The 13,519-nt window shown below is 64.2% G+C and carries 12 protein-coding genes; 7 read left to right on the top strand and 5 right to left on the bottom strand.

Going from position 1 to position 13,519, the window contains the following annotated elements:
- Positions 1 to 34 precede the first annotated feature (34 nt).
- From IV454_RS12705 to IV454_RS12695, 3 genes are all read right to left on the bottom strand, one after another.
- On the bottom strand, positions 35 to 550 hold the full coding sequence (locus IV454_RS12705; protein WP_206091739.1) for an SRPBCC family protein: 516 nt from the start codon (positions 548 to 550) through the stop codon (positions 35 to 37).
- A gap of 209 nt (positions 551 to 759) precedes the next feature.
- Positions 760 to 1,266 (bottom strand): hypothetical protein, encoded by a 507-nt coding sequence (locus tag IV454_RS12700; protein ID WP_206091738.1) that lies wholly within the window; start codon positions 1,264 to 1,266, stop codon positions 760 to 762.
- Positions 1,267 to 1,383: 117 nt separating this feature from the next.
- A complete protein-coding gene (locus tag IV454_RS12695; protein WP_229522210.1) occupies positions 1,384 to 4,086 on the bottom strand; it encodes a TonB-dependent receptor in 2,703 nt (900 codons plus the stop codon).
- 764 nt (positions 4,087 to 4,850) lie between these two features.
- Between IV454_RS12695 and IV454_RS12690 the strand changes: the two genes are divergently transcribed.
- The 7 genes from IV454_RS12690 to IV454_RS12660 all read left to right on the top strand — a co-directional run bounded on the left by IV454_RS12690 (position 4,851) and on the right by IV454_RS12660 (position 11,112).
- Positions 4,851 to 5,654, top strand: a complete 804-nt coding sequence (locus IV454_RS12690; RefSeq protein ID WP_206091736.1) for a metallophosphoesterase family protein — start codon at positions 4,851 to 4,853, stop codon at positions 5,652 to 5,654.
- 91 nt (positions 5,655 to 5,745) lie between these two features.
- A complete protein-coding gene (locus tag IV454_RS12685) occupies positions 5,746 to 6,291 on the top strand; it encodes a hypothetical protein (RefSeq protein ID WP_206091735.1) in 546 nt (181 codons plus the stop codon).
- A gap of 4 nt (positions 6,292 to 6,295) precedes the next feature.
- The gene (locus tag IV454_RS12680) at positions 6,296 to 7,549 is read left to right on the top strand and encodes an MFS transporter (protein ID WP_206091734.1); all 1,254 of its coding nucleotides are present in this window, start codon (positions 6,296 to 6,298) and stop codon (positions 7,547 to 7,549) included.
- Positions 7,546 to 8,283 (top strand): ABC transporter ATP-binding protein, encoded by a 738-nt coding sequence (locus IV454_RS12675; RefSeq protein WP_054266197.1) that lies wholly within the window; start codon positions 7,546 to 7,548, stop codon positions 8,281 to 8,283. Before IV454_RS12680 ends, IV454_RS12675 begins: the two co-directional genes overlap by 4 nt.
- Positions 8,283 to 9,839, top strand: a complete 1,557-nt coding sequence (locus IV454_RS12670) for a hypothetical protein (protein ID WP_206091733.1) — start codon at positions 8,283 to 8,285, stop codon at positions 9,837 to 9,839. Before IV454_RS12675 ends, IV454_RS12670 begins: the two co-directional genes overlap by 1 nt.
- An 86-nt stretch (positions 9,840 to 9,925) precedes the next feature.
- Positions 9,926 to 10,270, top strand: coding sequence for a DUF1840 domain-containing protein (locus tag IV454_RS12665; RefSeq protein WP_054266195.1), 345 nt, complete (start codon positions 9,926 to 9,928; stop codon positions 10,268 to 10,270).
- Positions 10,270 to 11,112, top strand: a complete 843-nt coding sequence (locus IV454_RS12660; RefSeq protein ID WP_206091732.1) for an alpha/beta hydrolase — start codon at positions 10,270 to 10,272, stop codon at positions 11,110 to 11,112. The genes IV454_RS12665 and IV454_RS12660 overlap by 1 nt, the downstream gene beginning before the upstream one ends.
- Positions 11,113 to 11,158: 46 nt before the next feature.
- On the opposite strand, the gene IV454_RS12655 is transcribed toward IV454_RS12660, so the two are convergent.
- Positions 11,159 to 11,881: a phosphatase PAP2 family protein gene (locus IV454_RS12655; protein WP_206091731.1), complete on the bottom strand. Its 723-nt coding sequence runs from the start codon at positions 11,879 to 11,881 to the stop codon at positions 11,159 to 11,161.
- Positions 11,871 to 13,511 carry a phosphoethanolamine transferase gene (locus IV454_RS12650; RefSeq protein WP_229522209.1) on the bottom strand — a complete coding sequence of 547 codons (1,641 nt, stop codon included), beginning with the start codon at positions 13,509 to 13,511 and terminating at the stop codon, positions 11,871 to 11,873. The genes IV454_RS12655 and IV454_RS12650 overlap by 11 nt, the downstream gene beginning before the upstream one ends.
- Between the last annotated feature and the right edge of the window lie 8 nt (positions 13,512 to 13,519).

The raw sequence follows: 13,519 nt of genomic DNA, 5'->3' as shown, positions 1-13,519 counted from the left end.
TGCCCTTGCCATGCTGCGCGCGTGCCCGCCACCCTCACTGCGGATCGGTCGAGCCAGCGCTGTGATAGCTGCGCTGCCACGCTTCCACCTCGGCGGCATTGGTGGCCAGGAAAGCGCGCATGCGCTCGAAGCGCTTGATGGTCTGGCGCCGGAAAACATGGTGCACCACCGGTTCGATCAGCCAGCGCAGCACACGTGGACCGGCTTCGATGTTGTAGGTGTAGATCAGGACCGAGCCGCCGCCGGCAGTGGGCTCGTGTTTCATCGAGGCCGCCCACTTGGAAAAAGGAAAGGATGTGCCGAGCATGCGCGCCGCCGCCAGGCGCGGGCGCTGGTAACTGACAAACTCGGTACGCATCGACAGCGCGCGCAGCAGGCCGCCGCCGACATTCTCGCTGACCGCGCCGACATGGGGGCAAGGTGCGCCGCCATCGACCTCGGTGTGCGACACCAGGCTGTCCCAGCGCGCACGCCAGCGATGGTAATGAAAAACGTCGAACACCACCTCGCACGAGGCCGGCATGGGAAACGCGATGCGCTCATGCGCCATGGCGAGCCTTCTGGTTCTTCTGGAGACGCTGGCAAGCACACGCGGGTGTGGCCGCCTGGTAAGCATGGTGGGTGCGGCGGGCTACGTAGCCTGCCACCGAATCAAAAAACAGCTTGTCGCGCGCGCTCCGCAATATCATGTCTATTGGCCTAAATCCTTCAGAATACCAACCTTATGGCTGTCGACCCTGAGTTATTTTCCTGAGTCAGCTAAGAACCTGTGTTGAACATGCGGCCTGTGGACTGCAGGAAGCGCCGGGGATTGTCGACGAATCGGGCCGCGGCTGAAGCGTGCAGCGCATCGGTCACAAGCTGTGGCACCGGGGCAATGATGCGACCGCCCTCAAGCAGTACGAGGCAGCAGTTCGCCGCGCAAGAGGCATCAAGCACTGCGGTAAGCAACGCGACGTTGAGATTTCTGCAATCGAGGCGGACATTGACGCTATCTTCCCATATCTGGATGTCGTCCGCTGTTGAGTTGCCATACATCGTCGCTTCGTCGCTCCACGACGTTGCGACTGGCAACATGCTTTTAGCCATCCCATGCATCGACGTGTTATCGATGCCTTGCCAATAGTTGGAACAGGCTTGGTCGGCATCGAAGGATGCGTCAGGCATCCGTGCGGCAAACTCAGGCAGCACGTCCACCATACGACCGTGCATCCTGATAATTCCCGCCACCGGGATCACGACAAACGCAAACTGCCATGCAGCCATGCAAGCACTCCTTGAATACTGTTTGTGGAAACGAAAAAACAGCCGGAGCAACCGCCGTCTCACCCCGCAGGGTGGACGGCAGCCGGTCCGGCTGCGGTAGGACTGACGAAGGACGTATTAGAACGTGTAACGGCCTGCCAGGGTGAAGTAACGGCCAACCGCGCCCGACTGATGCAAGGACGGGTTGTAGTTGATGCGGCCGTAGGTCTGCACGTCCAGCGGTGCTTTCTTGTTGAACAGATTGCTGATCGATGCGGTCAGTTCAAAGTTCTTCGAGACAGCCCATTTGCCGAAGGTGTCCAGGGTGGTGAACGAGGCGATGCGGCAGTTCAGCAGCCCGACGTCGTTTTCATCCACATCCAGGCACTCGCCGCCAACCTGGTTTCTGTCGCTGATGCTGCTGACGTAGTTGACGTTGCCGGTCAGCTGGAACGGACCATTTTCCCAACCCATGGTGAAGCGGACCTTGGTCTTCGGCGTGCCACCGTTACCGGACAGGTTGGTGTCGCCGTGGGTGCCGGCAAATTCCAGTACCGTGCCGTCGGCATTGGTACGGGTGAACTCGCGCATGTAGGTGACCGTCACGCCGGAGCTCAGCTTGCCGCTGCTGCCCATGTTGTAACGGGCGCGCAGGTCGAGATCGACACCGTTGGTTTTGGTCTTGCCGGCGTTCAGGTACGGCGCCCTGACCATCAGGATCTGGCCTGGCAGGTTCGGGAAGTTGGTGGTCGCTTCGCCGCGCACGATTTCCGCATCCGGGTAGCCGGCCGGATTGGCGACGACCGCCCCAGGATCGGCACCGTTGATTTCGCCGTTACGCACGATTTGCCACAGGTCGAGCGACAGATTCACGTTCTTGATCGGCTCGAGCACCATGCCCAGGCTGTAGCTTTTCGATTCTTCCGGCTTGATATTCTTGTTGCCGACGGTGATGGCGCCCACCGATTGGGTCGAGCAATCAAGATTCAACTTGGTGACCGGGCAACGGATCGGATCGTTGGAGATGGTCGTGAACGCCGCCACCGCGCTGTCGCCGTTTTCCGCCGCGCTCGGCGCACGGAAACCTTCCGCATAGGTGCCGCGGAACGCCAGGGTCGACGTCGGGGTGAACTTGAAGCCCACTTTCGGCGTCGTCGAACGGCCGTAATCGGAGTAATCATCGGTACGCAGCGCGAACTGCAATTCCACCGATTTCAGGACCGGCACGGCCAGCTCGGTGTACAGCGCGGTCACGTTGCGCGAACCCTTCGATGCCGAATAGCCGAGGCCGGCGATATCGTTGATGTCGGTGTACGGGGTTGCCTGGCTGTCGGTTTTTTCCTTGCGGTACTCAGCACCGACGGCGATACCCATCTTGCCACCTGGCAGTTCGAACAGCTCGCGCGATGCCTTGAAGTCGAACGACGTGCTTTTCGTCAAGCCGGTGGTGTACAAGGTCGGCGAGATCAGCGCCAGCACGTCCGGCGTGTTGAGCACGCCCTTGCCGATGCGGAAGGTACCGTTGTTGAGCGCCGTGCGCAGCGCGCTGGTACGGTAATAGCCGTTCTGCGTTTTGTCGGTCTTGCTTTCCGCGTACAACACGCCGGTGTCGTAATCCCAGTCGGCGAGGTTGCCCTTGACGCCGGCCAGCACGCGGGTGACCGTGGTTTCCACATCGGAGGCGCGCGGACGCGATGCGTCGATCCAGCGCGGGCGGGCGGCGACGCCGAGGAAATTGTCCGGATGGTTGGCCGGCATCACCAGTTGGTCGGGTCCGCTGTTGGTGTTATTGACCCGTGAATTGACCAGGTCGAAGCCGGCGCCGGTCAAGCCCGACGGGGTGGTGTAGGTCTTCGCTTCCGACTTGAACACGCCCACTTCGGTGTAAGCCTGGGTGGTTTCGCCGAGTGCCAGGGTACCGCGTGTGAACAGGTTCAGGTTCTTGGTTTCTGGCTGGATGGTGGCGTAATCGATCGGATCCCACAAGCAACCGCCGCGGCTGTTGTCGCCCGCCGTGCCGCCTTTCGGATCAAGGTTGATCGCATCGCAGCTGCCCGGCAGGTTGGTGACGTTACCGCCAGGGGAGCCGTCAGCCTTCAATGGACGCAGGGTGCCGATGTAGTTGCTGCCGCCGCCGTTGCCCGCGGTGGTGTGGCCGTTGCGCTGGTCGCGCCCCCCCCATGGACGGGCATCTGCCTGGCCGATCCAGTCCTTGCGGCTGTTTTGATCGATTTTTTTCTGCTGTTTGGCGTCGAGGGTGGCGAAGATGTTGAATTTGTCCTTGTCCAGGTCGCCGAAACCGATCGCACCCGACATGCTGGTGGTAGTACCGTCGCGCTCGCCGGAAGTGCCGGCGCTGGCGGAAATGGTCTTACCGACGTAGTTCTGGCGCAGGATCACGTTGACCACGCCGGCGATCGCATCCGAGCCGTAAATGGCCGACGCGCCGTCTTTCAGGATGTCGATGCGATCGACTGCGTCGAGCGGGATCGAATTCAAGTCGACGAAGCTGCGCTGGCCGTCATCGCCAAAGCCGTAGGGCGCGGTGCGGCGGCCGTTGATCAGCACCAGGGTCGAGCTCACACTCAGGCCGCGCAGGGACACGCCCGACGCGCTGCCGGCAAAGCCGGTGGTGAAGGAACCGCTGACACTGCCGTTGTTGTCGGCGGAAATGCTGCGCACGACTTCGGCAATCGAGGTTTTACCGGTTTGCTCAATATCCTTGCGGCTGAGCGTCTGGACTACCGAAATCGTTTCCGCTTCGGCGCGCTTGATGCTCGAACCGGTGATTTCCACTTTTTGAATGCTGTCGCCTGCGGTCTGCGCATTTGCCATCTGCATACCCAGCGCGATACCGCCAATAAACATCAGACGAATCGACCGCGACAATCTTGTCTCCACCATCATTGCAAAGCTCCTCATTTTGTAAGTATATGAACGCGTTTTGCTCTCGTGATGCAAAACGGCCATGGTTTAATTATATTTGCAATCGTCTCCGGGACGCGTTTCTTGTGATTCGCAGTGCCCAAATCATCGATTCGACATATAACCATCAGGCGCTGTTTCCTGTCAATTAATCATCTTGTACATATATCTATAAAACAACAATTAATGCTTCAACCACGTTAAATTTTCCATCCGCCACTTCCCGGAATGGCACCCGAAGCCGTCTATTTAGGCGCAGATGCCATCAAAAATCGGAATTTTGCTCGCTCTTATGTAAAATTGAGATGTTGAGCGCCGATTCCGCCAGAGGGTGCCGGCAACGCTGTTTTCGCTTCGCTGTGCTATTTTAAGGAAGGCTTAATTCATGCGGATTAAACGAAAAGTAAATACGGCCAACTCCATCGCCTGAAAAGGGGGCAGCTCCCGGCATATTATCGGCCGCGTTGTCGGCCTGGCTCCGCCGGCCACCATGTTTACCTGACCGCGTATTTGCGGGATAGTCCGGATCAAGCGCGCGCCCCAAAGCCGATATTTCCGCCCCGCTTGCGCCGCTCCCCTATCCGACAAAGCCGCGATCCCTGCGGGGCTGGCGGCGCTTGGGTTCCGCCGCAAAGCCCGATAGACTAGCAGGACGATCCCTTCCTTGATTGTGCCGCACCATGCGCTTGCTCATTCTTTCCGACCTGCATCACGAACTCTGGCGCGACGACGCGCCGCGCATCGATCCGGCCCTCTGCCGTCCCGATGCCGTCATCCTGGCCGGCGACATCGACACCGGCGCCAAAGCGGTCGCCTGGGCCGCGCGCACCTTCGCCGGCTTGCCGGTGCTGTATGTACACGGCAACCACGAAGGCTACGGGCGCAATCTCGACAGCGTGCAAGGCGAGCTGCGCGAAGCGAGCGCGGCCGCCGGCAACGTGCATTTCCTTTCGTGCGACGAAAAAATCATCGGCAATGTGCGCTTCCTGGGCGCGACCTTGTGGACCGATTTCCGCCTGTTCGGCGACGACGACCGCCAGGCCGCCATGCGCGAAGCCGAAGCGGTGATGAACGACTACAAGCGCATCCGCCTGGCCCAGAAAAACTACCGCAAGCTGCGCGCCGCCGACACGGCCCAGTTCCATGCGGTCCAGGCCTCCTGGCTGCGCGCCCGGCTGGCCGAACCGTTCGCCGGCGCCACCGTCGTCGTCACCCACATGGCGCCATCGATGCGCTCGGTCCCCGGCGAGTACCTGCAGTCGCGCTTTTCGGCCGCGTACGCGTCGCGCCTCGACGAGCTGGTCAGCCAGGCCGATCTCTGGGTGCATGGCCACATGCACGATCCGGTCGACTACATGGTGGGCACATGCCGGGTTGTATCGAATCCCTGCGGCTACAAAACCCGCGCCGGCGGCACCGAAAACGTCCACTTCGACCCGCACTTCATCGTCGAGATCGCGGGCCAGGCACCCGCCCCGCAATAGGCAATGCATCGTGCGCAAGCTGTTTGCCAATCGCATGGGGGGCGCCAAGGCGGCGCGCCAAGGCGAGGCGCCTTCCTGCTAACATTGAGGCATGCGAACCTCCCACCTCAAACCCCTTCTGATCTCCCTGCTCGCCGGCCTGTCCCTGGCCGCGTGCAGCCCCCAATTCAACTGGCGCGACTACAGCAGCCCGGACGCGCCCTTCCGCGTACTGTTCCCCGACAAACCGGCCACTCATTCGCGCGAGGTCGACCTCGATGGCATGAAGGTCAAGATGACCATGACGGCGGCCCGGATCGACGGCACCATGTTCGCCGTCGGCAGCGGCGAAGCGCCCGATCCCGACAAGGCCGAGGCGGCGGTGGCGGCCATGAAGACGGCGCTGGTGCGCAATATCGGCGCCACCATCAAGAGCGAAAAGACCGGCAAGTCCTCGGCCGTCGCCGGCAGCGCCACGGCGCGCGCGAGCGCCATCGACATCGATGCGAGCGGGGTGCAGAAAGGCGTGCCGATGCGCCTGGTGGGCCATTTCGAATCGCGCAACAAGCGCTTTTACCAGGTGATCGTGATGGGCAAGGAGAAGGACATCGCGCAGGAACAGGTCGATATGTTCATGTCCTCGTTCAAGCTGCAGTAAGCACGTGACAGTCCCCCTGAGCGGTGCGCGCGCGGCACGCGTGTTCCTGTGCTTCGCCTTCGGCTACCTGCTGTCGTACGCGCTGCGGGCGGTCAATGCCGTCATCGCGCCAGCCCTGGTGGCCGAGATGCACTTGTCGAACGCCGACCTGGGGCTGCTGTCGTCGGCCTATTTCGTCAGCTTCGGGGCCATGCAGCTGCCGCTCGGCGTGTGGCTCGACAAATACGGCGCGCGCCGCACCGAGGCCAGCCTGCTGCTGTGCGCCGCCGTGGGCGCGGCCGTGTTTGCGTCGAGCGCTTCGCTGGCCGGCCTGTGGATCGGGCGCGCCCTGATCGGCATCGGCGTGTCGGCCTGCCTGATGGCCGCCTTCAAGGCCTACCGCCAGTGGTTCCCGCTCGAACGCCAGAGCCAGCTGGCCAGCTGGATGCTGGTGGCCGGCACCTCGGGCGCGCTCACCGCCACCGTGCCGGTCACCCTGGCGCTGCCGGCGCTGGGCTGGCGCGGCATTTTCTGGGTGGTGGCGGCGCTGCTGCTGCTCGTCGCCGGCGCGATCTTCTTCCTGCTGCGCGAGGTCGAGCGCCAGTACCAAGACGGCGCCGGCGCGGCCAGGGGCGGCGGCGCCCCGGCGGCCGATGGCGGCTACCGGCGCATTTTCGGCAGCGCCTATTTCTGGCGCATGGGGGTTCCGGGCCTGCTCAATCACGGCATTTTCTTCGCCCTGCAAACCCTGTGGGCCGGACCATGGATGATGACGGTGCTGGGGAAAAGCGCGCAGCAGACCGGCCGGATCCTGTTCGCGTTTAATCTGGTGCTGCTGCTGTCCTACCTGGCGCTCGGCTGGGCCGCGCCGCGCCTGGTGGCGCGCGGCTGGAACACGCACCGTATCATCGGCATCGGGATCGGCGGCATGGTGCTGGCGCAGGCGGCCATGCTGGCCACCAGCGCGCCATCGGCCTGGCTGCTCTGGCTTTTGCTGGCCGCCTGCGTGCCGGTCACCACCCTGGTGCAGTCGCATGTCGCCCTGGCCTTCCCGGCCGCGCTGGCCGGGCGCGCCAACTCGGCCTACAACCTGCAGCTGTTCATCGGCGCCTTCGCCACCCAGTGGGGCTTCGGGGTGGCGGTCGACCTGTTCAAGGCACACGGCGCGCCCGCCGCCGATGCCTTCCGCGCCACGCTCGCCATCGCCGTGCTGCTGCAGGCCGGCGCGCTGGCCTTCTTCCTCCTCAACCGCGCGCAAGCCGGGAAAGCACGACCATGAACACCGACCACGACGACGCACTCCGGCTCACAGGCCTGGTCAAGCATTTCGGCCGTCCCGCGGTCGACCACCTGGACCTGACGGTGCGGCGCGGCGAGCTGTATGCCCTGCTCGGGCCGAATGGTGCAGGCAAGACCACCACCTTGCGCATGGTGGCCGGCCTGCTGGCGCCCGACGCCGGCCGCATCGAGGTGCTCGGGGTCGACCTGGCGCGCGATCCGGCCGGCGCCAAGCGTGCCATGGCCTATCTGCCGGACGATCCGCTGCTGTACGCCAAACTGAAGCCGACCGAGTACCTGGAGTTCGTGGCCGGCCTGTGGGGCATCGAAGCCGGGGAAGCCGAGCCGCGCGCGCGCCGCCTGCTCGACTGGCTCGACCTGACCCCGCACGCGCATGAGCTGACCGACGGCTTTTCGCGCGGGATGAAGCAAAAGCTGGCGCTGGCCGGAGCCCTGATTCACGAACCGCGCCTGCTCATTCTCGACGAGCCGCTCACCGGGCTCGATGCGGCCGCCGCGCGCCAGGTCAAGGACTTGCTGCTGGCGCACGTGGACGGCGGCGGCACGGTCATCCTCACCACCCACATCCTCGAAGTGGCGGAGCGGCTGGCGCAGCGCATCGGCATCATCGAGCACGGGCGCCTGATCGCCGAGGGCACGCTCGACCAGCTGCGCGGCCAGGCCCAGGGCGGCACCCTGGAAGACGTGTTCCTGCACCTGACGGGGAAACACTGATGGCGCGCGCCGGCAGCGCCCTGTGGCTGCTGCGCCATGAGCTGCGCCTGTTCATGTTCGACATTCTGGGCGCGCGCAAGGACCCGCTGCGCACGGGCGTGAACAAGAAGGCGGTCGCGCTGTGGCTCGTTCTCGGGCTGCTGATGCACGGCTTTGCGTTCATGGCGCTCATGGCGGCCGAACTGCCCGCGGGCGCGCCCGCCCTCAAGCTGCTGCTGATGGTCAGCGCGGCGATGGCCGGGGTGTTCACGATGATGATGTCGACCGGGCTCAATACCAGCGTGGCGGCGCTGTTCGAGCGGCGCGACCTCGACTTGCTGCTGTCGTCGCCGATCCCGTCGCGCAGCGTCTTTACCGTGCGCCTGGCGGCGATCGCGGCCACCAGCGCGGCGCTGTACCTGTTTTTCCTCACCCCGTTCGCGCATGCCGGCGTGCTGCTGGGGCAGTGGCGCTGGCTGGGCATCTATCCGGCCATCGCCGGCATGGCGCTGGTGTCGTCGTCGCTCTCGATGCTGCTCACCCTGGCCCTGGTGCGCTGGCTTGGCGTGCGCCGCACACGCGTGACGGCGCAGCTGCTCGGCGCGCTCTCGGGCGCCGCCGTATTTTTGCTGGCGCAGGCGTTTAACAGCGCGCTCGGGCCGGCCTTGCAGCGCTTCGTCAAACGCCTGCTGCCGCAGTTCGAGCAGGGCGCGGCGCTGGGCCCGGACAGCATCGCCTGGCTGCCGGCCAAGGCCGCGCTGGGCATGCCGCTGCCGGCGCTGCTGATGCTCGGCGCGGGCGGCGCCGTGTTCTGGTTGACGGCGCGCCTGACGCACGGCTTTTTCGTGCACGGCGTGCAGCAGGCGGCCGGTGCGGCGCGCGTGGCCAGGGCGCCGCCGGGCGGACCGCGTTTTCGCTTCGGACGCGGCCTGGCGCGCACCATCATGGTCAAGGAGTGGCGCCTGATCTGGCGCGACCCGCAACTGATCGCGCAAGTCGGCCTGCAGTTGATGTACATGCTGCCCTTGCTGGCGCCGATGCTGCTCGGGCGCGCCGTATCGCTGCCGGCCTTGGCCGCGGCGCTGACGTTCTTGTGCGGCGCCTTGAGCGCCTCCTTGGGCTGGATCGTGATCTCGGCGGAAGATGCGCCCGACATGCTGCGCGGCGCGCCCTGCAGCCAGGGCACCATCCGGCGCGCCAAGCTGGCCGCGGTGGTGATTCCGCCGATCGCGCTGGCCTTGCTGCCGCTGTGCTGGCTGGCCCTGCGCCAACCGGCGGCGGCGGCGGTCATGCTGCTGACCTGCACCCTGTGCGCGCTCAACGGCGCGCTGGTGGTGGCATGGTGCGGCCGGCCGGGATCGCGTGGCGACTTCAAGACGCGCGCCAAGGGCAACCTGGCATCGATCGTGTTCGAGCTCCTCACTGGCGCCGGCTGGGCCGCTCTGAGCTTTATCTTGCTGCTCGGCCTGACGCAGGTCGGCTGGAAGAGCGCGCTGGTGATCGCCGCCGTCCTGAACGTGTCGCTACTGCTCGCGTTCGCGGCGACGGCGCGTTTTTTACGCAAGAAAACTGATTGACATGGCGCACACGACGCACGCCGGCACGACCGAAAGCCCCGGTTCGTGTTATCGTTTCACTACGTACGTATAATTAGAAAGTTCCTATGTTAATTACCTTCACCTCCAAAGCAGCATCAGAAGTTTTGATGTACAAGGAACACGCAAAACGCATCCTCGACCTCCTCCACAAAGATGTGGACCGGGGCGTGATCACGGCAGCGGAAGCGCCGCATGCCTTGCAGGTTCTCGAAAAAGAAATCGACGAGAGCCGCCAGCATTCGGTGTCCGAAGATGTCGAGCGCGATGTCCATGCGCATCACAACGAGCATGGCGACGATACCGACCACGAGGAAATCGAAGTGGTCAGTTTCTCGACGCGCGCCTATCCCCTGCTGGAAATGCTGCGCGCAGCCAAGGCCGGCGGCCACGACGTCGTCTGGGGCGTGTAATGCCGGCGCTGGTGGCGCAGCACGGCCACCAGCTTGTCGCTGCCGACGGCACAAGCTTGTTCGTGAGCGATTACCTGCTGCCGGCCTCGCCGCTGCGCGGCAGCGTGGTGCTCATGCATGGCCTGGGCGAACATAGCGGACGCTATCGCCACCTGGCCGCCTTCTTCAACGAATGCGGCTTGTCGGTGCGCTGCTACGACCACCGCGGCCATGGCCGCTCGCAAGGAAAACGCGGCGACGTCATCAACGGCGATCCGCTGCTGCAGGATGCCGAGATCGTCATCGACGATTTCGCCGCGCGCTTTCGCCTGCCTCCCTTTTTATTCGGCCACAGCATGGGCGGCCTGTTCGCGGCGCGCTTTGCCTTATCCAAGGTGTCGCCCTTGCGCGGGCTGATCCTGTCCTCGCCCGCGCTGGGGCTACGCCTGTCGCGCCTGCAAATGCTGCTGCTCGATACCCTGCACGCGCTCGCGCCCTCGCTGGCGGTGCCGAACGGCCTGTCGCCGCGCTGGCTGTCGCACGATCCCAAGGTGGTGGCGGCGTATCGATCCGATCCGTTGGTGCACGGCAAGATCAGCGCGCGCCTGATGCGCTCGATGCTGCGCTCAATTGCCTATTGCCAGGCCAACGCCGGCCAGCTGAGCGTGCCGGCGCTGCTGCTGGCCGCCGGCGACGACCATCTGGTCGACCCGGACGGGGTGCGCCGTTTCGCCGCGCAGCTGCCGCCCGGCCTGGCGCAGCTGCATGTGTACGACGATCTCTATCACGAAATTTTCAACGAAACGGACACCCGTCCGCTGGCGGACCTGCGCGCCTGGCTGGCCCTTCAGGGCGCCTTGTAATACAGCTGGCGCGCGTCCCGCGCCACCAATTTTGCGCCCGCCGGACTCAAGAAAGTTGAATATTCACGCTGCCGGCGACCGCGCGCCGCCGCTCGATCAGCCACACGTACAAGATGCTGACGATCAGGCACGCCCACCACATCGACCACAGGGTGTGGGTGAGAAAGTGGGCGCCGCGCAATTGCTGCATCCAGCCCAGGGCAAAGCCCAGGCCGAGCATGGCGGCGCCCACGCGCAGGGCCGTGCGCGGCTGGCGCGGCAGCCAGAACACCGCCAGCGACACCAGCCACAGCGCGCTCGAGGCATGGCCGGCCGGCATGCAGTGGCCCATCGAGGCGTAGGGCGACACTGCCTGGAACAGGCGCACATAGGTTTCATCACCGCCGAACAGGTCCAGGTCCCAGGGACAATGCGAGGCGCTGAGGTACTTGAGCGTGCTGATCCACGCTGGCACCAGCGCGGCCGCCAGCGCGACGACGCGCAGGCGCAGGCGGAACGGATCGGACCAGGCCAGGCGCGGCCGCAGCAGGTCGAACAAGGCCGTGAGCACCACGGCGCAGGCCAGGGTCGTCAGCGCTATCCTGGCCCAGGCGTGGCTGAACGTTTCGGCCAGCCACGCATGGCGCCACGGGAAGGTGGCGCTGGCCGGGTCGAACATGGCGCGCGCCAGGATCAGGTCGAGATCGGTGAAGGCGTTGATCGACGCGATCGCCAGCGCGCTGGCGGCCAGCGCAAGGGACAAGGTCCAGCCGAGCCGTTTATGACTCATGCGTGCAGGGACTGAAAATATCGAGGCCGGGGTTGTAGACAGCCGTGCTGATGCTGTGCATGCCCAGTACCGAATGGAATACATTATCGTGCGAGAACGCATGGCCGGTGCGCGCCGCCAGGCAGCGCTGGTCGATGTGAAAGCGCGAGCGGAACCCTTCCGACAGCCACAGCATCAAGGGCACTTCGCGCTGCTCGGCCGGGGAAATCACATACGGCGCGCCGTGCAGGTACATATTGTGTTCGCCGAGCGACTCGCCATGGTCGGAAAAATAGAGCATGGCGGTGTTGATCGTTTCCTTTTCAGCGCTGGCCTTGAGCAATTCGATGGCTTGGTTGAGGAAATGGTCGGTGTACAGGATCGAGTTATCGTAGGCGGCCACGATCGATTCGCGCGAGCACGATTCGAGCTGGTTGGTCTGGCACACGGGGCCGAAGCGCTGGAACGCGGCCGGCGCGCGTTTCCAGTAGGCCGGGCCGTGGCTGCCCTTCTGGTGCAGCACGATCACCATGTCCTGGCGCGCGTTGCGGATCAGCTCGGGCAAGCCGTCGAGCAGGCGTTCGTCGAAGCATTCATCGTCGACGCACCAGCGGTTGCCCGGTTCAGGCTTGGACAGGTCTTCAAACTCGACCCGGTCGCAAGTGCCCTTGCAGCCGGAATTATTGTCGCGCCAGAGTACCTTGAAGCCAGCGTGCGAGAGCACATCGAGCAAGCCCTGCTGCGAGTGCGCCTTGTCGTCGGAATAATTTTCGCGTCCCAGGGCGGAAAACACGCAGGGTACCGAGACCGCCGTGGCCGTGCCGCACGATTCCACATCGCTGAAATTGAGCAGGTCGGGCTGGGTCGCCAGTTCGGGATTGGTGACGCGGGCGTAGCCGTTCAGCGAAAAATTGGCGGCGCGCGCGGTCTCGCCGACGACGATGAGGGTGACCGAGCGCTGGCGGTTGCCGCCGCCCGCCATGCGTTTGGTCGCGTCCATGCCCAGCGGCGCGATCACCAGCGCCTGGGCGCGCTGCTGTTTGATATAGCCGTTGATGGCCTGGATGTAATTCGTCGGCGCCAGCAGAAAGCGCAGTTCGCGATGCTCGCGCAGGGCCGGCGCCAGGCTCTTGAAGAACAAGAACAGCAAGAGCGCGGCCACCAGCAAGGAGCCGCTGATGTTGGCCACCTGCAGCACCAGGCCGCGCTTGCCCGCATAAAAGGCGATTTTTGCGCGGCACACGAGCAAGGATGGGACGATGCCGAGCAAGGTAATGGTCAACAACAGTTTCCAGTTGAGCAGTTCGGCCGCTTCGCGGATATCGGTTTCGAGCAGGTTCTGGATCATCGACTTGTCGATGGCGGTGCCGTACTGGTTCATGAAGTAGTACGTGGCCGAGGTCGCCATGAACAGGACCACCAGGACGGGTTTGACGATGAAGCGGAAATTGATGATGTTCAGGCAAGCGTTGAACAGCAGGACCAGCAAGACAAACGTGGCCAGGTGCAGCGGCAGGTGCGCCAGGCTGACGCCGCCGGTCGCACTGATAAAGGTGCGCCAGAAGCTGGCGTTATAGGCGAGAACCAGGAAAATCGAGGTGCCCAGAATGAGCAGTGGAGCAGTAATGCGTGGCGCGATGTTCAGGTTCAACCAAGTCT

Origin of the sequence: Massilia antarctica (assembly GCF_015689335.1) — a bacterium.
GTDB lineage: Bacteria > Pseudomonadota > Gammaproteobacteria > Burkholderiales > Burkholderiaceae_D > Telluria_A > Telluria_A antarctica.
This window is presented reverse-complemented; position numbering and strand designations above follow the sequence as displayed.